Here is a 19,970-nt window from a genome sequence, read left to right as displayed (position 1 = left end):
GAAAATCCAATCTAAATCGTGCTCAAGAATAAAACTGTTAACATTCACGTAAATGAATCTTCGACGAGTTCTTACTTCTTGATAATCTTGACTTCAGATCATCTCAGTAAGCACCCACACGTAATTGTCTAAATACTTTGTTAAAGAGCGTGCTTCGTTTTGTCTCGAAGCGGGCTGCGCATTCTACAGAACTTAATCTCAATGTCAACCACTTTCTTTCAATCTTTTCCGATGCGGTCAGCGCAATGCGCTTTCACTTCAGATCGGAGGGCGTATTCTAGAGATATTTTCAAGAATGTCAACTCCTTTTTTCTTTCTCTTTTGCTTTCAGCCTGGTGACTTCTTGCTTGGGAGAGGAGCGCGTATTCTAAAGAGATCTTCAACAGTGTCAACCCTTTTTCTCTTTAACTTCAGCACCTTGCGGCGTTGTTGTCTCGAGAGCGGCGCATTATAGAGATAGCACCTCAGAGGTCAACCACTTTTTCAATCTTATTTCTGTTCAAACAAGTGGTATTTCTTTTTCCCCAGTTTTACGAGAAAAAATCGCCCATAAAGCGCTTTTTCAGCAGCAAAGCATGCTGGCGTATTCATATTGTCTGCTGCACCTTTTGCCTCACCGTTGATAAGCACGGCATTACGCCCGAGGGCATCTTTGACTTCTCGCCCGGCACTGACCATTCCACACTCCACCAACAAGCTTGTCAGAGGCGTGCCACCCATCACTGACATGTCCAGGTCACTGGCAGGCAGACCATCAAGTTTGATCTGTTCCAGCTCAAGCTCAGAGAGCAGAGAGATGTCTCCAGCAAACAATGCTGCCGTAATACGCTTGGCTGACGCCAGGGCCTCGTCGCCATGAACCAGGCGAGTCACTTCATCGGCAAGGATCGGTTGTGCCGTTTTACGCCCTTGTATGGCGCTATCTGCGGCTTCTATTCCAGCGATTTGTGTTACCGGAAGGAAGGTAAAGTAGTGCAGGAATTTATAGGCATCGGCATCGGCAGTGTTGAGCCAGAACTGGTAAAACGCGTAAGGTGAGGTCTTGCTTGCATCCAGCCAGATTGTGCCGCTCTCGGTTTTACCGAATTTGGTACCATCCGACTTGGTCACCAACGGCATGGTCAATCCAAAGGTCTGCTTGCTATACATGCGCCGCGCCAGGTCGACACCACCAACAATGTTGCCCCACTGATCCGAACCACCAATCTGCAGCGTACAGCTCGCGCGCTCCGCCAGTTCGGCAAAATCGTAGGACTGCAACAACATATAGGTGAATTCGGTGAAGGAAATGCCAGCCCCTTCTCGATCAAGCCGCTGTTTGACTGATTCCTTCTGAATCATGTTGTTCACTGAAAAATGCTTGCCAACATCGCGGAGAAAATCGAGCACTGTCATGTCCCCGACCCAGTCAAGGTTGTTCACCACCTCGGCACTGTTCTCGCCACAATCAAAATCAATAAATTGACTCACCTGGGATTTCAGTTTTTCAACCCATCCGGCGACCACTTCGGGGCCGTTCAGCTTACGTTCCTGCGCCTTGAAGCTGGGGTCACCAATAAGCCCCGTCGCGCCACCAACCAGTGCAAAGGGGCGATGCCCAGCCAGCTGGAAACGTTTCAGCATCAACAAGGGAACCAAACTGCCGATATGCAGACTATCTGCGGTCGGATCGAATCCACAATAAAGTGTACGCATGCCAGATTCGAGATGTTGAATCAGTTCTTCGTCGGCGGTTGCCTGGTTTAGCAACCCACGGGCTTTCAAATCTTCGATCAATGCAGCTGTCATGACGTACTCAAAAGGTGTCTGATAAATAGGGCAAATGAAAATACCTGATCGATGTGCAAAATCAAGCGCACTGGTTAAAATGCCCACAGCCGCTAATATGCGGATATTCGCTCGTACTATCGCTTCAGGAATCATTTACTCGTTATGGCTGAGCCAAGCAGACTTCAATATTTTCCCGCCACCCACCTGGCTGGAGTAGTTATCGCACTTGTTCTTATTCTTTCTATCCTGCTCTGGCCTTCAGGCAACAACCGTCAGATAACCAGTCTCAAAATCGCCCTGCCAGATTCCCCCGCTCTGTCCGCTGACGCAGACAGGGAAGACAAGTGGGAACAGGACAAGGTGAAGTCTGGAGACAGCCTGTCTACCCTGTTCAGTCGTAACAACCTGAGTGCATCCGATGTGGTTGATATCGCCAGCAAGGTACCGAAAGAGGCCATTCGGCTTTATCCCGGACAAGAAATACGCTGGGAAAGGAACTGGGACGGTCGCGTCAAGTCACTGGAAATCCCGCTGTCGGCACTGGCTCACCATCGTATAGATAGAGCTGAAGATGGTGCCGTCAACTACCAGCTGGTCGAACGCGATGCCGAATACATCCCTCACTTCGCCAGCACCACCATCGAAAATTCGCTCTTTTTGGATGGTGAACGGGCCGGGGTGCCGGAGCAAATTCTGATCGAACTGGCTGGTATTTTTGGCTGGGATATCGATTTTGCGCTGGATATCCGCAAGGGCGATGCTTTCAGCCTGATCTATGAGGATGTCTTTCTGGACGGTCAAAAAATAGGTAATGGCAATATTCTGGTTGCCCGTTTCAGTAATCAAGGGAGGGATATAACCGCCATACGTTACGAAGATAAAGACGGCAACGCCAGCTATTACACCCCAGAAGGGTTGAGCATGAGAAAGGAGTTCCTGCGTAACCCCATCGACTTTGCCCGCATCAGTTCACGCTTTAACCTGAGCCGCAAACACCCGGTGCTGAACACTATCCGAGCCCACAAAGGTACCGACTATGCCGCCGCCACAGGCACTCCGATCAAGGCGGCCGGGGACGGCAAAATCATTTTTGCCGGGCGCAAGGGCGGTTACGGCAATGTGGTGATTATTCAGCATGGCACTCGCTACCAGACACTTTATGCGCACATGAATAGCTTCCATCGCAGTGTTCGCAAGGGTCGCTCGGTCAAACAGGGGCAAATCATTGGTTATGTCGGCAGTACCGGGCTGGCCACCGGCCCTCATCTTCACTACGAATTCCGGGTTGATGGCGTCCACCGGGACTCCTTGCGCGTCAAATTACCCAAAGCCCAGTCTATCTCTGCGGTGGAGAAACCCGCATTTCTACAACGATCTCGTGCCATGCTGACCTGGCTTAATGGCTATCGCGTCGGGATGGTGCAGTGATGCCAGCGACCACGGCGCGCTTGTTTATCGGACTAATGTCTGGCACCAGCGCCGACAGCATGGACGCGGTACTGACTCGCAGCGACGTCAGCGGCTTTACCACCTGCGGGTTTGTGTCCCTGCCCTACGCCCGCGATAAACAATACTGGCTCAGACACTGTGCGGTTGCCGAACAGCTGCCGGTAAACGAGATGATGCGTCTCGACCGCTTTATCGCCGCAGCCAGCGTGACGGCTGTGCAACAACTACTGGAAAACTGTCATATTCTCGCCGCTGACATAACCGCGATTGGCAGCCATGGCCACACCCTGAGACATCAGAGCCAGCCCGATGGCATCACCTGGCAAGTGGGAGACCCGTCATGGATCGCAGAACACAGTGGTATTTGCTGTGTTGCGGATTTCAGACGCCGCGATGTCGCCGCAGGAGGGCAGGGCGCACCATTGGTGCCGGCATTCCACCAGCTGGTATTTGAACAGCCAGGGCATCGACGTATGGTGCTGAATATTGGCGGTATTGCCAATCTGACCGTTCTCGCCGGAAACAACACCCTCGGATTTGACACCGGGCCAGGCAACGCCTTGATGGATGATTACTGCCAGCGTTACCTGAACCAGCCCTGCGATCAGAATGGTGATATCGCCGCAACCGGCCAGATCAACCAGACATTAGTTGCCGAATGGCTGTCCCACCCCTTCTTTGCCCTATCGCCGCCCAAAAGCACCGGTCGTGAACTGTTCCTGCTACAGCACCTTGAACACCAATTACACACGCTGACCGCTGCCGATGCACTCGCTACCCTGACCGAGTGGACAGCCCGGAGCATTGCGATCGCCGTGCAGCGTTTTGGCCATATGCAAGGAGAGCTGCTGGTATGTGGGGGGGGGATTCACAACCGCTGCCTGATAGACCGAATTACAACCCTCTTGCCAGACCATCACGTTATCAGTACAGCAGACGCCGGTATTCACCCGGATTGGATAGAAGCCGCAGCTTTTGCCTGGCTGGCCAAACAGACCCTGGATTTGCTACCAGGCAATCTGCCGTTGGTAACCGGAGCCAGTGGCCCAAGAATTCTGGGGGCCATTTACCCGGCTTGAAGCGCACGATGGACTGTCATTCAGAAAAAGGCGTTACCCGACGACTGCAGACGCTGGACTTCGTGGTGGCTATCGGTGACATAGTTAATAAAGGCAGGGAAGTCATCACGAATCAGACGACGGCTGCTGAGCCAGAATTTACAAACCTAGGAGCCTGTCGGACTTAGGCGCTCATCGCGAGGGAAAGACTGGCTTGAGCGTTTTTTGCGCAAAGATTGGGACGAATAGTGGTTCTGTTTAACGAGAATTTGCTCAAAAAAGAGCCAATTCAGCTGTTCCGCAGCAGAGTGAAGCTCAATATTGGCCTGATACCGGGGGAAAGAAGAGAATTGGACTGCATCACGGGTTCCAGGACTTCAGCTTCAGGGCCAGCCCAGACCCATGGTGCCGCCAGTAAAGCAGCAGCCGACAGCCGTTGGACAAAAAACGTCCGATAGAATGTCAGCATCAGACAGAAAACGACGAACCGCAACCACAGGTTGCCGTTGCAGCCGGGTTGTTAACAACAAACCGGGAGCCTTCCAGACCTTCTTGATAGTCGATAACCGAACCCGCCAGGTAACTGTAACTGAGAGAGTCAACCAGTACACGAACGCCATCCCGCTCGATCAGGCAATCATCCTCAGCCCGCTCATCATCAAACGTAAAACCATACTGAAACCCGGAACAGCCGCCACCAGTAACAAAGACTCGCAGACACAACTGATCGTCGGCTTCGTCAATCAGCAACTCTCTGACCTTGCCCTCGGCAGTCGCGGTCAATTCGATGGGATCAGCAGATACGACAGCATTCATGGTTGGACTCTTATGGGTATGGGTAGGACTCTGGCTCAGCCTGATAATACCCTCATTATGCGATTACCCGACCATTTCAGTCAACTTTATCCAGCAAGACAGTCTGTGCTGCTTTGCCTTTTTTGACCGGAGCCTCCGTCGCCTGATGCTTAAGCTGGCCATTCACCGAAGCGCCCAATACCATTTCCATCATCTGGTAATAAACATCGCCTGTTACCTGAGCGTCTTTCGCCAGCTCGATATATTCACCCGCATGTATGTCACCGATCACCGGGCCATTAATAATGATATTCGGAGCGTGTATTTGCCCCTCAACGCGGCCTTTGTTACTCACTCGAACCACCGCGCTGCTGCCCGCGTCAGCCATCAGGTTACCCTTGATAACACCGTCAACATGCAAGCCGCCGGAAAAATGAATATCCCCGGTAATTTCGGTTTTGGAAGAAATCAGCGTGTCGTACTGGACGTTGGAGCTTTTGTCTTTTGCGCTAAACATGCAGGGGTTCCTTATAAGGTCCAATCATAGGTTTGTTCGGTACGGCGGGCTTTTTTGCCAGTCGACTGAGCGACCACGTTCACTCTTTGAGGAGTAAAGCCATCCGGTAACGCCAATTCACCAGACAATTCCTGGAAATAACGGAAACGGAATTTGCCTGTAAATGCGGCATCCAGCTGCACCAAAGGCATGGTCGCACTGACGCCGTTATCATTCAGGCCGACGACGTTGGCCGTGATGGTTCCAGCAATCGTATTACCGTTATCGGCCACCTGGGTCAACATCAGTCGGTACTGATAACGACCATCGTTGAGGCCAACCAACTGCAGATCATGAATTCGCAGCCCTTTCTCGGCCGCATCCGGATCCATAATGCTTTTGTAAAACGCGACATCCTGTTCCAGGTCATCCACCTGTTGCTCCAGGCTACGAATCGAACCACGCACTGAATCGGCGGCGTAGCGATCCACTTCACCGCCTTTTTCGAGAATACCAACGTGTTGGGTCAGATCCGTAATGGTCTGTTCATTACGCGAGAGATCACTCAACAGTTGATCCCGCTGCGCCTGCAATGACTCCAGCATACGGATGCTGCCAAGCCAGCCTCCGGCAAAGCCGCTGCCGACAGCCAATAACAACAGTAACAGCATCCAGAAGCGGGTACGCAGTTCCCGCCCCGGACGACGTCGGGAAATAACCAGCTCGTCTTGCAGGCTGCCCAACACAGCAGCCCCTTTATTCAAAGCCATGATGGCTCCTTGCTAACCGCCCTTGAATAGATCATGGCATCAACGCAACATGATTCAGACCCGCTGTTTCATCCAGGCCAAACATCAGGTTCATGTTTTGTACCGCCTGACCGGAAGCGCCTTTCACCAGGTTGTCGATCACCGACAGCACCACAATCTGGCCGGTATCGGCATGATGGTGCACTGCGATACGGCACATGTTGCTGCCTTTTACACTACGCGTGGCCGGATGACTGCCTGCAGGCATCACATCCACAAACGGCTCGTTCACGTAACGCTCTTCATAAAGCGTCTGCAGATCCACACTGGCGTCGAGATCCGGTGCAAAGGCATACAGGGTAGAATGTATGCCCCGTACCATTGGCATCAAGTGCGGCACAAAGGTCAAACTTACCGGCTTGCCCGCAAACCAGGCCAAGCCCTGACGGATTTCCGGCAAATGACGGTGACCCGCAACCCCATACGCCATCACTGATTCACTGGTTTCACACAACAACGAGCCGACCTTCGCGCCACGGCCCGCACCGGAAACACCAGATTTGCAATCGGCAATCAGGGTTTGCTCTGGCAGCAGGTTGTTTTCCAGCAGCGGTAAATAACCCAACTGCACAGAAGTTGGATAACAACCAGGTACGGCAAGCAGCCGCGCGGTACGAATATCATCGCGTTTCACTTCTGGCAAGCCATAGACAGCTTCCGGCAACAGCTCGCGGGCACCATGAGGCTGGCCGTACCAGGCTTCCCATTCGTCGGCGTCCTGTATACGGAAATCGGCAGACAGATCGATAACACGGGTTCCGGTAGCCAGAATCTCCGCCGCCAGTGAGTGGGCAACGCCGTGTGGTGTGGCAAAAAATACCACGTCACACGCGCCCAGTGTGGCGGTATCGGGCACGGTAAATTTCAGTTCGGTGTGGCCACGCAAATTCGGGTACATGTCTGCAACCGGTGTACCTGCTTCACTTCGAGAGGTAATCACGCACAGTTCGACGCCTGGATGGTTGACCAGGATGCGTAGCAATTCCACACCTGTATAGCCGGTGCCACCAACAATACCTACTTTGATCACGTGATTACCTCTGTTTAAACCATTTCCTGCCATGAGCGGGGGCAGTTCATCCCGAAGCCGCTTATAATACCGCTTCTTTGTGCACCTTCCAGTCACGTTGCACATTCCTTGCAAACACCAGGGGATTGGTTTGCTATTAAAAGCCCGCAGCCAGCAATGGCTACAGCATCTGGCGTTATCCGACAACCAGCTTGGACTCGCGGTATTGGCACTGTTGGCAGGTATTGCAGCCGCACTGGTGATCACCCTGTTTCGCCTCGCCATTGCCTGGCCACTGGAAGTCTTTTTGCCAATGGCGAGTGAAGATGACTATGAAGCGCTCAGTGCCGTCACCCGCGTTGCTCTGCTACTGGGGGGAGGCCTGTTACTGATTTTGCTGTTTCAACCCATGACCCCCGAACAACGCAGTGTTGGCGTAACCCACGTCTTGATGCGGATGGAGCGCCACCAGGGCTATATGCCCAGAACCAACCTGCTGCTGCAGTGGTTTGCCGCCGCTATTGCGCTGCTCAGTGGCCACAGCGTTGGCCGTGAAGGTCCGGCGATTCACCTCGGAGCAGGTACGGCTAGCCAATTGGGGCAGGCCGCCGGTGTTGCCCATCACCGACTCAGGATTCTCGCTGGAGCTGGTGTCGCCAGTGCCATCGCGGCGTCCTTTAACACCCCGATGGCCGGGGTGATTTTTGCCATGGAAGTAGTGCTGCTGGAATACAACCTGCGCGGTTTTATTCCGATTATTTTGGCCTCCGTCGCTGGGGCAGTGATCAGTCAGATGGTATTTGGCGCTGATACCGCGTTCGATGTCCCGCCATTGGCAATGCATTCACTGGTCGAATTACTCTACGTCGTTGCCCTTGGGCTGATTTGTGGCCTCCTGGCGGCCGGGTTTATTTATTTGACAACCCGCCTTCAGGCCCTCGCATCTTACCCACTCTGGGCCAAATGGGGAGGACTGACTCTCACCACTGCCGCCATCGCCTGGTGGCTGCCCGGCATTCTGGGGATCGGTTACGATACCGTAAACGCCGCTCTGGCTGGCAATGTCGCCATTGGCCTGTTTGCCGGATTGCTGGTCGGTAAACTGGTGCTGGCGGCCTGGGCAGCAGCGGTCGGCTTTCCTGCCGGACTGATTGGCCCAACCCTGTTTATGGGGGCCTTGGTGGGAGGAATGATGGGCAAGCTGTCGCTGTTGTGGGTGCCCGACTACCCGGCTGAAATCGGGTTTTACGTCATGCTGGGCATGGGTGCCATGATGGGAGCCGTGCTGCGGGCACCGCTGGCGGCGCTGGTTGCCTTGCTGGAGTTAACCGCCAACCCGCATATTATTATGCCCAGCATGTTGGCCATTGTGATCGCGACACTGGTCGCCAGTGAAATTTTTCGCCAGCCGTCCATCTTTCAGGCCCAACTGGGCAATAACGGTTTGTATCAGCCGCCCCATCCGGTACAAATGATGTTACGCAGCACCTGGGTAGCCGAAGCCCTGACCCGATCGATGGCAGTAACCCCTCGTCAGCTCCACCCGACCTCCGCCGAACAGCTGATCGACCAGCACACCGATTGGCTCTACGTTGAAGATGAACAACTCATATTACCGACCGCCGAACTGGCAGAATGTATTCATGGCATCACCGACAACACTGCTGACAGCGCTCCGTCGTCAGCCGCTATCGACCTGCTGAAGATTCCGGCAGAGCGTTTCAGCGTCGGCCGTATTGCACTAAAAGCCAACCTGCAAGATGCCCTCGATCTGATGCAGACCCATGACTTACAGTGGCTGGCGGTGTATCGTCGCGATCCGGATTCACGCAAGGGCCAAGGCCCTTGTGTAGGGCTGGTATCGCGGGAAATGATCGAACGCCACTACCGCTACCGGCCACAAATTATTCGTTAGCGGATAGCCATTGTGCTGCTGCGCCATTCAGGATGTTACCTATGCTTTGGGTCAAGGCCTTCCATATTATTGCCGTGATCACCTGGTTCGCAGGTATTTTCTATTTGCCACGGCTGTACGTTTACCATGCCGCAGCTGATGACACGGCTTCCCGTGAGCGTTTCAAGATTATGGAGCGCAAACTGTATCGCGGCATCATGTGGCCTTCCATGGTGGTGGTCATCGTACTGGGCATCTGGCTGATCAGCTTCAACCCCGATTACTACCTGAACAGTGGCTGGATGCACGTCAAGCTGATGTTGGTCGCGTTGCTGGTCGGCTATCACCTGTATTGCGGCAAACTGAACCAGATGTTCAACAACGATCAAAACCACCGCAGTCATGTGTGGTACCGCTGGTTTAACGAACTGCCGGTAGTTATTTTGATTGCGGTGGTGATACTGGTGGTGGTGAGGCCGTTTTAACACACTGCCAATTTTTCGATTCCGGTGCCAAATACGAAAACAGCAAGCACCGAAACAGATTCAAGAGAGAACTCCATGAGCTATAGCACAACCAAATCCCAGGCCCTGTTTGAATCCGCCCAGCTGCATATTCCCGGTGGCGTAAACTCCCCGGTACGCGCATTCAAGGGGGTCGGTGGTACGCCGATTTTTTTCGATCACGCGGCGGGTGCCTATGCCTATGACGTCGATGATAACCGCTACGTCGATTATGTCGGTTCCTGGGGGCCAATGATTCTGGGGCACAGTGCGCCGCAGATTCTTGATGCGATCTCTGCACGCATGGTAATGGGCCTGAGTTTTGGCGCTCCTACCGCGATTGAAAGCGATATGGCCAGCGAAGTGTGCAAACTGATTCCGTCGATGGCTATGGTACGCATGGTCAACTCAGGCACCGAGGCCACCATGAGCGCCATTCGCCTGGCCCGTGGCTACACCGGCCGCGACAAGCTGGTGAAATTCGAAGGCTGCTACCACGGCCATTCCGACTCGCTGCTGGTCAAGGCCGGTTCCGGCATGATGACGCTGGGCGTACCGACGTCCCCAGGTGTTCCGGCGTCAGTGGCAGAACACACCATCACACTGGATTACAACAACCTCGACAGCGTACGCGAGTGTTTCTCCCGGATGGGCGACCAGATTGCCTGTGTGATCATCGAGCCGGTGGCCGGCAACATGAACTGCATTCCACCGAACAAATCCTTCCTGCAAGGGCTGCGTGAATTGTGTGATGTCCACGGCATCGTACTGATTTTTGACGAAGTGATGAGCGGCTTCCGCGTCGCACTTGGTGGAGCCCAAGCCTACTACGACATCGTCCCGGACATGACCTGTCTGGGCAAAGTGATTGGCGGCGGCTTACCTGTGGGTGCTTTTGGCGGCAAGCGCGCCATCATGGAGTGCCTGTCACCACTCGGACCGGTGTATCAGGCCGGTACTCTCTCGGGTAACCCGCTGGCAATGGCCGCCGGGCTGGCGATGCTGAAAGAAATCCAGCGCGACGGCGTGTATGAGCAACTGAACGCTCGTGTAGACCAGCTACTGGAAGGTTTTCAGGCAGCCGCCGACCAACACGGAATTCCGTTCACTTTTAACAAGGCAGGTTCCATGTTTGGCCTGTTCTTTACCGAACTGGACAAGGTAGAGAACTTCCGTCAGGTCGCCGACCAATGCAACGCCGACCGTTTCGGCAAGTTCTTCCACGGCATGCTGGAAGAAGGCGTGTACCTGGCACCCTCGGCGTTTGAAGCCGGATTCATGTCACTGGCCCATACCGAAGCTGACATTGAGTTCACCATTGCCGCTGCCGATAAGGTCATGGCAACACTGTGATGATGCTGGTCGCGCTTTGTCTTCTGGCTGCCGCACTGCTATCAAGCTGGCAGAATCGTCCGGCCACTGCCCGTCAATGGCCTGGCTCTGCCGCAGGACGCTTTGCTGCCGGGTTGATATTAGTCGGCTATGGTATCGCCTCACTGCTGTCCTCTGGACTAACACCATGGCTGGCTGGCGATGCGCTGCAACAAACCGACTTGCTGATGCAACAGCTGAGTCTGTATGCCGCGTTACCCATGCTGGTCTGCAGTCATCTGACAGAGCGCTTGGGCCACAACTGGAATCGGCAAGTCTGGGGGCGAATATTCCTTGGCTGGTGTGTGGTGTTCGAACTGGCCCGCCGTAGCAATGCCCTCGATTGGGTGCTGATACTGACCCTTGCCGCTGGCCTGGTGACACTGCTTTTACCCTGGCTGTTACGTCAAACCAGCACTATCACCCATAACAAGCGCCGCTGGCAAAATGTCTATTTCCCCCTGGCGGCCTGGCTGCTGCTCTGTATTGGTCAGGCAACCCAGTCAGCGATCCTCCCTGCGGCCCAGATGGCAGGGCTGACCCTGGCATTGATTGCCCTGCATTACGCCCAACCGCTTTCCTATCAGATGGCCAGCCACCACTCGCAGAATACAGTCACGGACTGATGACTCAACCGCGCTCCGCCTCCAAGCGGGAGCGCAGTTGAGAGGCTTCTGCCTGTTTGCCTTGCTGTTGCAAAACATCCACCAGCAACCACTGGATTCGACGACTCAAGCCCTCATCATGGCTGAACAGCAACCCCCGCCGCAGTAATTGTTCCGCCGCCGCAGGCTGATTCATTTGCGCACTCACCCACCCCTGACGATAAAAAATCGCCGCATTACGAGGCTGGATCTGGCGCGCCTGATCCAGATAGCTCATGGTTTTCGGCCACTCCCCAGCTTGACGAGCCTGTTCCGCCTGCTGCAACAAGGCATTGACGGCCGGATGGTGCTGGCCTTGATCCAGCGTCGCCAACTCACCCGCTTGCCAATACGGCAACTCGGCTGTTGTTGACGACTCAGGAGCGATCACCGCTGTGCTGCTACATCCGACCAAGCCACCGGCCACGCCCAGCAACAGCGCCGCTGTCAGTAACCCGATCCGGGTGTTCAAAACAACCAATCCAGCCATCCCTTTTTGCCTCTTGAGTTTGCTTTACCCGCCGACTGACAAGGTATTGGAGCTTGCGTCATCATACTGGCAGGCATCAGCAGCGAACGGCCTTCACAGCTTTCCTCCAGAATCTGTCCCTGCGGATCCACCACAACGGGTTGCAAACCGGTCGCTGGCAATGGTTCCACACCCGCCTGCGCGAAGGTTTGCTGCCAGATCGGCAGGGCTGCCGAACTGCCCGCCAGAGGCATTGGCTGATTGTCATCACGACCGACCCACACCACGCCGAGATGGCGATTATCAAAACCGGCAAACCAGGCGTCACGCTGTTGATCACTGGTACCGGTTTTACCCGCCAAGGGGCCACTAAATTGCGTCAGCAGCTGTTTGGCCGTGCCCTCGTTCACCACCTGTTCAAGTCCGTAGCGCAGCCAGTCAACCTGTTCTGCCGACACCCCCTGATGCCCTTGAATGGCGTACGACGACAAGGTTCTGCCACTGCCGGTCGTCACCGCTTCAACCGCCCGCAGAGGCATCACAAAGCCGCGAGCAGCCAGTGTCTGATACACCCCGGCCACATCGAAAGGTGATAATTCCAGCGAACCTAACAGCACCGAGGGATACGGTGGCACCTGACTGTGCAAACCAAGATCATGAAACGTACGCGCAACCTGCTCCAGCCCCACCCGCATACCAAGACGTGCCGTCGCCTGGTTATAGGAATGGCTCAGGGCATCCACCATGGCCACCTGACCATGGTTTTTACCGTCATAGTTTTGTGGCTGCCAGAGCTGGCCATCCTGACCGGCAACCTGCACCGGACTGTCATCCACCGGCGTCCCCCAGTGATAGCGACCACTGCGCAGAGCGGCCAGATAAACCACCGGCTTCGCCAGCGAACCGATCGAACGATGCGCATCCAATGCCCGATTAAAGCCAAAATAACCCGCCTGCCGACCACCAATCATGGCGCGGATTTCGGCACCATCAACACTGGTGACCAAGGCTGCGGTTTCCAGCTTGCCGGTTAGCGCCGGGTAGCGGGTTTCCAGCCTGTCCAATTGGGTGGCCGCAGACACTTCCAGCGCATGCTGAATCCAGGGATCCAGAGTGGTGAAAATATTCAGCCCTTCGGTTTCCAGATCCTCACTGCGGTAATCTTCTCGCAGTTGCTTGCGTACCAGTTCAAGAAACGCCGGATACTCGCGCTGGCTAACCCGCTGGCTGTCGGCCGTCTGCATCGGCTGCTGACTGGCCTGCAAATAGCGGGGTTGCGAAATCAGCCCTTGCTCCGCCATCAATGTCAGAATCAGGTTGCGACGCTCCAGCGCCCGTTGCGGATGCCGTTTCGGATTATAAAACGACGCCCCCTTAACCAACCCCACCAGCGTGGCGATTTCAGCCAGATCCAACTCCTGCACCGGCTTGCCGAAATAAAATCGTGACGCCAACCCCACCCCATGAATGGCCCGGCGACCAGCCTGGCCCAGATACACTTCATTCAGATACGCCTGCAAAATCTCAGCCTTGCTGTAGTGCAACTCCAGCAAAATGGCCATCAATGCTTCCTGCACCTTGCGCGTTAAGGTGCGTTCCTGGGTCAGAAAGAAGTTTTTTACCAACTGCTGGGTCAGGGTCGATCCGCCCTGCACCACACCGCCCGCCTGAATATTAGCCACCATGGCACGAGCAATCCCCCGCAACGAAATGCCATGATGCTCAAAAAAACCATTGTCTTCCGTCACCACCAGCGCAGCCAGCAGTTCGCTGGGCACCTGATCCAGCGTCACCAGTTCGCGGTCTTCATTATGGGCCGGGAAGATACCGCCAACGTATTGTGGCTCCAACCGCACCAGTGGCACCTCTTTCCCATTGACGGACAGCCGTTCAATACGCTGGTTGCTCAAGGTCAATTCAATCAATGCATGCGGCTGTGGGCCATCCCAGAAATTCACCTGGCGACGATGAATACGCCAGATTGCGCCGTTATGCTGGTAATGCCCCGGCCCCGCCACCGAGCCCGGCTGATAATCGGTCCATTCCAGCTCCGCCCGCAATTGCTCTGCGGGCAACAAACGGCCGGGATACAGCAACAGCGGGCGCGCATACACCCGTGCAGGCAGCGTCCACTTTTTGCCGTCGAACTGCCGTTGTACTTGAGCATCAAGAAACACCATCCAGACCCCCAACACCAACAAACCAGCAAGACCAAGCTGCCAGCTAATACGCCAGGCGACCAGCCAGCGCGATGGCTGGGCACCACCGGCCGCCATTTTGCCGCTCGACGCCGAACCTGATGTTGATCCCGAGCGGGCAGCAGACTTGGGTTTGGCACCGCTGCCCGATTTGGGTTTGGCAGAGGGTTTTGCTGACGGCTTGGACGTCGGTCTGGAGCGGGGGTTGGCAACAGCCGGTTTCGACCGTTTGGGTTTGACCCCGTCAGGTTTGGGTGTGCGTGAAGGTGTATTATTGGGAGTTTTACCAGCCATAATGATGACAATAATCCGCGCTATAAAAACAAAAAACGACCACGCCATGGCGCAGTCTGAAAAATACGACCGGAAGTCTAGCAGTCAGTGCCCGTCATTGGCCGATATATCGGTTGTCTATGCTCAGGATCACATCCGGGCGACGATGCAGACCGGAATCATGCATACCCAGTCGACAGCGCTTACACTCACAACGTGACACTTGCACAAATAACGGACAACACAACCATGACGGCACTGCTCGAACACCGCTGGCAACAGATTAACCATCAACTGACGGCTACCGGTGCCCGCTTCAGCTTCGACTGGCCCGGCCTGTGGCAATCACTGACCGCAAAACAGCAGCACCAGCTGCGTACGGTATTACTGATCAGCCAGTACGTCGTCGATGCATTACCCAAAGACAGTGACTACTTCACCCGCCAGCTGCAAACCGACAACATCAGCCAACCCCTTGGCCGGGCTGATATCCGTCATTGGCTGAATGCCCTCAACGAACACACCACTACAGATCCGACCAGCGAAGCACAGTGGTTACATCGGCTGCGCGTATTACGCCGCCGGGTCATGGTGCAAACCATCTGGCGCGACCTGCTGCGGCAGGCCGATACACTCACCACTACCCGCACCGTGTCCGACCTGGCCGATGAAGTGATCTGCCAAAGCATTCACTATTTTGACCAGCAGCTGCAGCAACGCTACGGTACCCCGATGGGCAAAGAATCCGGGCAACCACAGTCGTTGCTGGTACTGGGCATGGGTAAGCTTGGGGCTTACGAACTCAACCTCAGCTCGGATATTGACCTGATCTTCAGCTACCCGGAATCCGGTAACACCAATGGCAAAAAATCCATCAGCAACCAGGAATACTTCGTCAAACTGGGCCAGAAACTGATCGGCGCGCTGGATAAACACACCATCGACGGCTTTGTCTTCCGCACTGATATGCGCTTGCGTCCCTATGGCCAAAGCGGCCCACTGGTGATGAACTTCGATTCGATGGAAGAGTATTACCAGAACCAAGGCCGCGATTGGGAACGCTACGCCATGGTCAAGGCCCGCATCCTGACCGGTGAAAACACCCCGGCAGCACAGCAATTGCTCAATATTCTGCGGCCATTTACCTATCGGGTGTACATCGACTACAGCGCCTTTGAATCCCTGCGCAACATGAAAGCCATGATCAACGCTGAAGTACGTCGCCGCCACCTCGACAACAACGTCAAACTGGGGCCGGGCGGCATTCGCGAAGTGGAATTTACCGTACAGGCGTTTCAACTGATTCGCGGCGGTCAGGAAAAACAGCTGCAGCAACGCCAATTGGTACCGCTGCTTGGCCTGCTCGTGAATGACGGCTACCTGCCAGCCGATGCCGCCAGCGAACTGCGTAATGCCTACCTGTTTCTGCGCGATCTCGAACACACCCTGCAAGCACTCAACGACGAACAAACCCAACAGCTCCCGACAGAACCGGAAGCCAGAGCACGGATTGCGCTGGCCATGAATTACGACAACTGGGCCAGCCTTGAGCACCAGCTTGACCAGCATCGTGAACATGTCAGATACCACTTTGCCGAAATCGTCCGCAGCGACAGCGCCGAACAGCACACCGACACGGCAGACCTTATCTGGATCGACGTCTGGCACGGCGACCTGGCGGCCGAAGCCCATAACTACCTGGCCAGCCACTGCGCAGACATGTTGGCGACAGACTTCAGCCAATGCCTGGCCAACTTCCGTCATTCCCGCGCGGTGAGCAGCATGCAGGCCATCGGCCACGAACGGCTGGACACCCTGATGCCGCTATTGCTGCACGATATCAGCCACAGCAGCACGCCACTGAACACCTTGCAACGACTGATCCCGTTGCTGGAGGCCGTGCTGCGGCGTACCGCCTACCTGGTATTACTGCAAGAAAACCCCCAGGCCCGCACCCAGCTGATACAACTGTGCGGGGCCTCGGAATGGGTCGCCCATTACATTACCCACACACCACTGTTGCTGGACGAACTGCTTGATCCCGCCACCCTCTACCGTCGCCCCGAACGCCGCGAACTAGAGGAAGAACTGCAATTACGTCTGCTCCGCATCGACGCCGACGACCTCGAACAGCAAATGGAAGCCCTGCGCCAGTTTGTTCACGCCCACAAACTCCGTGCTGCCGCCTGCGAAATAATGGACGCCCTGCCACTGATGCGCATCTCCGACTACCTCACTTGGGTCGCCGAAGTGGCGTTGCAAAATGTGATGCAACTGGCCTGGCAACAAATGGTGAGTAAATATGGTTACCCTGCCAACCGTCAGGGCGATGCAGTGACCGAACCGGAATTTGTCGTGATCGGCTACGGCAAGGTCGGCGGCCTGGAAATGAGTTACCGCTCCGACCTCGACCTGGTATTTCTGCACAACAGCTGGAATATGGGTAGCACACTGGCCAACCAACAAACCGACCAGACTGCCGCACAGCGCAGCATCGACAACAGCGTTTTTTACACCCGTATGGGCCAACGCATGATCCACATACTCACCACTCAGACCCGCTCCGGTGATCTCTACGAAGTGGACATGCGCCTGCGACCCTCCGGTAATTCCGGCATGATCGTCGCCTCCTTCAAAGCCTTCGAAGAGTATCAGACCCGCCACGCCTGGACCTGGGAGCAGCAGGCACTGGTACGCGCCCGCGTACTGTGTGGCAATCCGGAACTGGCATCCGCCTACAACATCATCCGGTGCCAGACTCTGGCTCAACCACGTGAATTGCCCGTGCTCAAGGAAGAAGTCCGTTCCATGCGTCAGAAAATGCGTGAAAACCTGGGCACAGAAGAAAAATCCGCACAGAAATTCCACCTTAAACAGGATGCCGGGGGTATTGTTGACATCGAGTTTCTGGTTCAATACGGAGTTCTGGCCTGGTCACACCAATACCCAGATCTGTTAGCGGTAACCGACAACATGCGCTTGTTGGATTCGTTTGAAACAGTCGGCCTGCTCGATTCACAAGATCGTCAGACCCTGCAGGAAACCTACCTGACCTACCGAGCCGAAACCCACCGGCGCGCGCTACAGAATACAAACCTGATTCTGGACCAAACGCAGAGCCATCAGCTTGGCTTCGACGTGCGCCGCGAGGGTGTGACCCGACTGTGGAAACTCTGGATAGAAAACTAATTACATTTTTTGAGTGAGGTCCTTATGCAACCCTCCATGTCTGACCGCGACGGTCTGATCTGGCTAGACGGCGAGTTGGTAAACTGGCGTGACGCCAAAGTCCACGTACTGACTCATACCTTGCACTACGGCATGGGCGTTTTCGAAGGTGTGCGGGCTTATAATACAGCCGAGGGTGCTGCGATTTTCCGCCTGCAGGAGCACACAGACCGACTGTTTAACTCCGCCCACATTCTGGGTATGAAGTTGCCCTACAGCAAAGCAGAAGTAAACGAAGCCCAACGAGCCGCCGTACGCGAAAACAACCTCGACAGCGCCTATATTCGCCCGATGGCGTTTCTCGGCTCTGAAGGTATGGGCTTGCGTGCCGACAACCTGAAAGTACACCTGATGGTTGCCGCCTGGGAATGGCCCGCCTACATGGGCGAAGACGCCAAAACCCAGGGTATTAAAATCCGCACCTCCAGCTATACCCGCCACCACGTCAACATCACCATGTGCAAGGCGAAAGCCAACGGCAACTACATGAACTCCATGCTGGCACTGCGTGAAGCACTCGACAGCGGTTGTGAAGAAGCCCTGCTGCTGGACAACGAAGGCTACGTTGCCGAAGGTTCCGGCGAGAACGTCTTTCTGGTGAAAGACAGCGTGATCTACACCCCGGAACTGACTTCCTGCCTGGACGGCATTACCCGCCGCACCATTATGGAATTCTCCCGCAACCTCGGTTATGAAGTGCGCGAAAAACGCATCACCCGCGACGAAGTCTACATCGCCGACGAAGCCTTCTTTACCGGCACCGCCGCCGAAGTACTGCCCATCCAGAGCCTCGATGGCCGCGTGATAGGAGCAGGCCACCGAGGCCCGGTTACCGAACAGCTGCAAAGCATGTACTTTGAACAGGTCACCGGCAAACGCGACTACAAACCAGAGTGGCAAACACCCGTTAAATAACCCGGTCCAGGCCCGCCGACCAATGCGGGCAAACAAGCCAATAAAAAACCCCGTCGGAGTCTCATCCTGCGGGGTTTTGTTTTTTACGCGGTAGACGTAGACGGTTCTGACCAGAAAAAATCCGAGGGCAGCTTCCAATTGATGAACGGTTGATCGCGCTTAACAGACACCAGACAGGTTATCCTTGTTACCCATCTTCCCCTGATCCAAAACAGGCGACCGTTATGTGCGAACTGCTTGGCATGAGTGCCAACACCCCCACTGATTTGTGTTTCAGCTTCACTGGCCTCACCCGCCGTGGTGGCGACACCGGCCCCCACAAGGACGGCTGGGGGGTGGCTTTTTATGAAGGCAAGGGCGTAAGAACCTTCCACGACCCGGAACCATCGGCCACCTCACCAATCGCCGAGTTTGTCTCACAGCTGCCGATCAAAAGCAAAACCGCCATTTGCCATATTCGCCAGGCCAACGTCGGCACGATCAATCTGTCTAACACCCATCCCTTTACCCGCGAACTGTGGGGTCGCTACTGGGTGTTCGCCCACAACGGCCAGATTCCGCATTTCGTACGTCGGGTGGGAATGTATGAAGCGGTTGGGGATACCGACAGCGAAGAAATCTTCTGCGACCTGATGAACCAGCTGCGCCAGAACTTGCCCCGTGATGCCATGCCTGAGCAACTCGCTCGCACACTCGTTAGTCTGGCCGAAGACTACGCTCAACAGGGGGTGTTCAACTGCTTGCTGAGCAATGGCGACTGGCTGTTTACTTTCTGCACCACCAAAATGGCCAGTATTACTCGCCGTGCCCCCTTTGGCCCGGCGCAACTAGCCGATGCGGATGTCACCGTCGACTTTGCGGCAGAAACTACCCCCAATGACGTGGTGAGCGTGATTGCCACTGAGCCGTTGACTGCCGATGAAGACTGGGATGTGTACGAGCAAGGCGAATGGAAACTGTGGCAGCTGGGAGAAGTGATTGTCGCTGGCAAGGTGGAAGTGCCGGGAAACTCTCACGACAGAACGCCAGAAAGCATGTCCTGAAATGATCTTCCAGGATATGAATGTGCTATTGGGGAGATTGTTAAGA

At 55.2% G+C, this 19,970-nt stretch carries 16 protein-coding genes; 9 read left to right on the top strand and 7 right to left on the bottom strand.

Translation table 11 applies throughout. From position 1 onward, the window contains the following. Positions 1-489: 489 nt before the first annotated feature. Positions 490-1,788, bottom strand: coding sequence for a tyrosine--tRNA ligase (gene tyrS / locus WG929_RS14825; protein WP_416206689.1), 1,299 nt, complete (start codon positions 1,786-1,788; stop codon positions 490-492). Positions 1,789-1,932: 144 nt separating this feature from the next. Between tyrS and WG929_RS14820 the strand changes: the two genes are divergently transcribed. After that, positions 1,933-3,198: an OapA family protein gene (locus WG929_RS14820; protein ID WP_416206688.1), complete on the top strand. Its 1,266-nt coding sequence runs from the start codon at positions 1,933-1,935 to the stop codon at positions 3,196-3,198. Next, a complete protein-coding gene (locus WG929_RS14815; protein WP_416206687.1) occupies positions 3,198-4,298 on the top strand; it encodes an anhydro-N-acetylmuramic acid kinase in 1,101 nt (366 codons plus the stop codon). Before WG929_RS14820 ends, WG929_RS14815 begins: the two co-directional genes overlap by 1 nt. Positions 4,299-4,745: 447 nt before the next feature. Here WG929_RS14815 and erpA read toward each other — a convergent pair whose 3' ends face one another. From erpA to argC, 4 genes are all read right to left on the bottom strand, one after another. After that, the gene (gene erpA / locus WG929_RS14810) at positions 4,746-5,093 is read right to left on the bottom strand and encodes an iron-sulfur cluster insertion protein ErpA (protein ID WP_369856324.1); all 348 of its coding nucleotides are present in this window, start codon (positions 5,091-5,093) and stop codon (positions 4,746-4,748) included. A 76-nt stretch (positions 5,094-5,169) separates the two neighbouring features. Further along, positions 5,170-5,589 (bottom strand): bactofilin family protein, encoded by a 420-nt coding sequence (locus WG929_RS14805; RefSeq protein ID WP_416206686.1) that lies wholly within the window; start codon positions 5,587-5,589, stop codon positions 5,170-5,172. Between the two features lie 11 nt (positions 5,590-5,600). Next, entirely contained in the window at positions 5,601-6,338 is a 738-nt protein-coding gene (locus WG929_RS14800) for a DUF6776 family protein (RefSeq protein ID WP_416206685.1), read from the bottom strand. Between the two features lie 31 nt (positions 6,339-6,369). Continuing rightward, positions 6,370-7,407: an N-acetyl-gamma-glutamyl-phosphate reductase gene (gene argC / locus WG929_RS14795; protein WP_416206684.1), complete on the bottom strand. Its 1,038-nt coding sequence runs from the start codon at positions 7,405-7,407 to the stop codon at positions 6,370-6,372. Between the two features lie 130 nt (positions 7,408-7,537). On the opposite strand from argC, the gene WG929_RS14790 reads away from it, so the two are divergent. The 4 genes from WG929_RS14790 (at position 7,538) to WG929_RS14775 (ending at position 11,780) form a co-directional block, all read left to right on the top strand. Continuing rightward, entirely contained in the window at positions 7,538-9,301 is a 1,764-nt protein-coding gene (locus WG929_RS14790; RefSeq protein WP_416206683.1) for a chloride channel protein, read from the top strand. Positions 9,302-9,342: 41 nt separating this feature from the next. Beyond that, the gene (hemJ, locus tag WG929_RS14785) at positions 9,343-9,765 is read left to right on the top strand and encodes a protoporphyrinogen oxidase HemJ (RefSeq protein ID WP_416206682.1); all 423 of its coding nucleotides are present in this window, start codon (positions 9,343-9,345) and stop codon (positions 9,763-9,765) included. A gap of 75 nt (positions 9,766-9,840) precedes the next feature. Then, a complete protein-coding gene (hemL, locus tag WG929_RS14780; protein WP_416206681.1) occupies positions 9,841-11,136 on the top strand; it encodes a glutamate-1-semialdehyde 2,1-aminomutase in 1,296 nt (431 codons plus the stop codon). Beyond that, positions 11,133-11,780, top strand: coding sequence for a hypothetical protein (locus tag WG929_RS14775; protein WP_416206680.1), 648 nt, complete (start codon positions 11,133-11,135; stop codon positions 11,778-11,780). The genes hemL and WG929_RS14775 overlap by 4 nt, the downstream gene beginning before the upstream one ends. Positions 11,781-11,784: 4 nt before the next feature. Here WG929_RS14775 and WG929_RS14770 read toward each other — a convergent pair whose 3' ends face one another. Continuing rightward, positions 11,785-12,270 carry a hypothetical protein gene (locus WG929_RS14770; protein WP_416206679.1) on the bottom strand — a complete coding sequence of 162 codons (486 nt, stop codon included), beginning with the start codon at positions 12,268-12,270 and terminating at the stop codon, positions 11,785-11,787. Further along, complete coding sequence (gene mrcB / locus WG929_RS14765) at positions 12,267-14,807, bottom strand: penicillin-binding protein 1B (protein ID WP_416206678.1); 2,541 nt, start codon at positions 14,805-14,807, stop codon at positions 12,267-12,269. The genes WG929_RS14770 and mrcB overlap by 4 nt, the downstream gene beginning before the upstream one ends. A 180-nt stretch (positions 14,808-14,987) precedes the next feature. Between mrcB and glnE the strand changes: the two genes are divergently transcribed. The 3 genes from glnE (at position 14,988) to WG929_RS14750 (ending at position 19,924) form a co-directional block, all read left to right on the top strand. Beyond that, a complete protein-coding gene (gene glnE / locus WG929_RS14760) occupies positions 14,988-17,927 on the top strand; it encodes a bifunctional [glutamate--ammonia ligase]-adenylyl-L-tyrosine phosphorylase/[glutamate--ammonia-ligase] adenylyltransferase (RefSeq protein WP_416206677.1) in 2,940 nt (979 codons plus the stop codon). Positions 17,928-17,963: 36 nt separating this feature from the next. Then, positions 17,964-18,881 carry a branched-chain amino acid transaminase gene (locus tag WG929_RS14755; protein ID WP_416206676.1) on the top strand — a complete coding sequence of 306 codons (918 nt, stop codon included), beginning with the start codon at positions 17,964-17,966 and terminating at the stop codon, positions 18,879-18,881. Between the two features lie 224 nt (positions 18,882-19,105). Then, positions 19,106-19,924, top strand: a complete 819-nt coding sequence (locus WG929_RS14750) for a class II glutamine amidotransferase (RefSeq protein ID WP_416206675.1) — start codon at positions 19,106-19,108, stop codon at positions 19,922-19,924. The last annotated feature ends 46 nt before the right edge of the window (positions 19,925-19,970 follow it).

It is taken from the genome of Oceanobacter antarcticus (assembly GCF_044962685.1).
Classification (GTDB): Bacteria; Pseudomonadota; Gammaproteobacteria; order Pseudomonadales; family Oceanobacteraceae; genus Oceanobacter; species Oceanobacter antarcticus.
Note: the sequence above shows the minus strand (reverse complement) of the source record. Positions and strands in the feature narration are given on the sequence as shown.

Bases quoted from the DNA above. Each gene is read 5' to 3' on its own strand.
- WG929_RS14750 (WP_416206675.1), top strand. From the start codon at position 19,106: ATGTGCGAACTGCTTGGCATGAGTGCCAACACCCCCACTGATTTGTGT.
- WG929_RS14820 (WP_416206688.1), top strand. From the start codon at position 1,933: ATGGCTGAGCCAAGCAGACTTCAATATTTTCCCGCCACCCACCTGGCT.
- hemJ (WP_416206682.1), top strand. From the start codon at position 9,343: ATGCTTTGGGTCAAGGCCTTCCATATTATTGCCGTGATCACCTGGTTC.
- WG929_RS14805 (WP_416206686.1), bottom strand. From the start codon at position 5,589: ATGTTTAGCGCAAAAGACAAAAGCTCCAACGTCCAGTACGACACGCTG.
- WG929_RS14800 (WP_416206685.1), bottom strand. From the start codon at position 6,338: ATGGCTTTGAATAAAGGGGCTGCTGTGTTGGGCAGCCTGCAAGACGAG.
- mrcB (WP_416206678.1), bottom strand. From the start codon at position 14,807: ATGGCGTGGTCGTTTTTTGTTTTTATAGCGCGGATTATTGTCATCATT.
- WG929_RS14815 (WP_416206687.1), top strand. From the start codon at position 3,198: ATGCCAGCGACCACGGCGCGCTTGTTTATCGGACTAATGTCTGGCACC.
- glnE (WP_416206677.1), top strand. From the start codon at position 14,988: ATGACGGCACTGCTCGAACACCGCTGGCAACAGATTAACCATCAACTG.
- erpA (WP_369856324.1), bottom strand. From the start codon at position 5,093: ATGAATGCTGTCGTATCTGCTGATCCCATCGAATTGACCGCGACTGCC.
- hemL (WP_416206681.1), top strand. From the start codon at position 9,841: ATGAGCTATAGCACAACCAAATCCCAGGCCCTGTTTGAATCCGCCCAG.
- WG929_RS14755 (WP_416206676.1), top strand. From the start codon at position 17,964: ATGTCTGACCGCGACGGTCTGATCTGGCTAGACGGCGAGTTGGTAAAC.
- tyrS (WP_416206689.1), bottom strand. From the start codon at position 1,788: ATGACAGCTGCATTGATCGAAGATTTGAAAGCCCGTGGGTTGCTAAAC.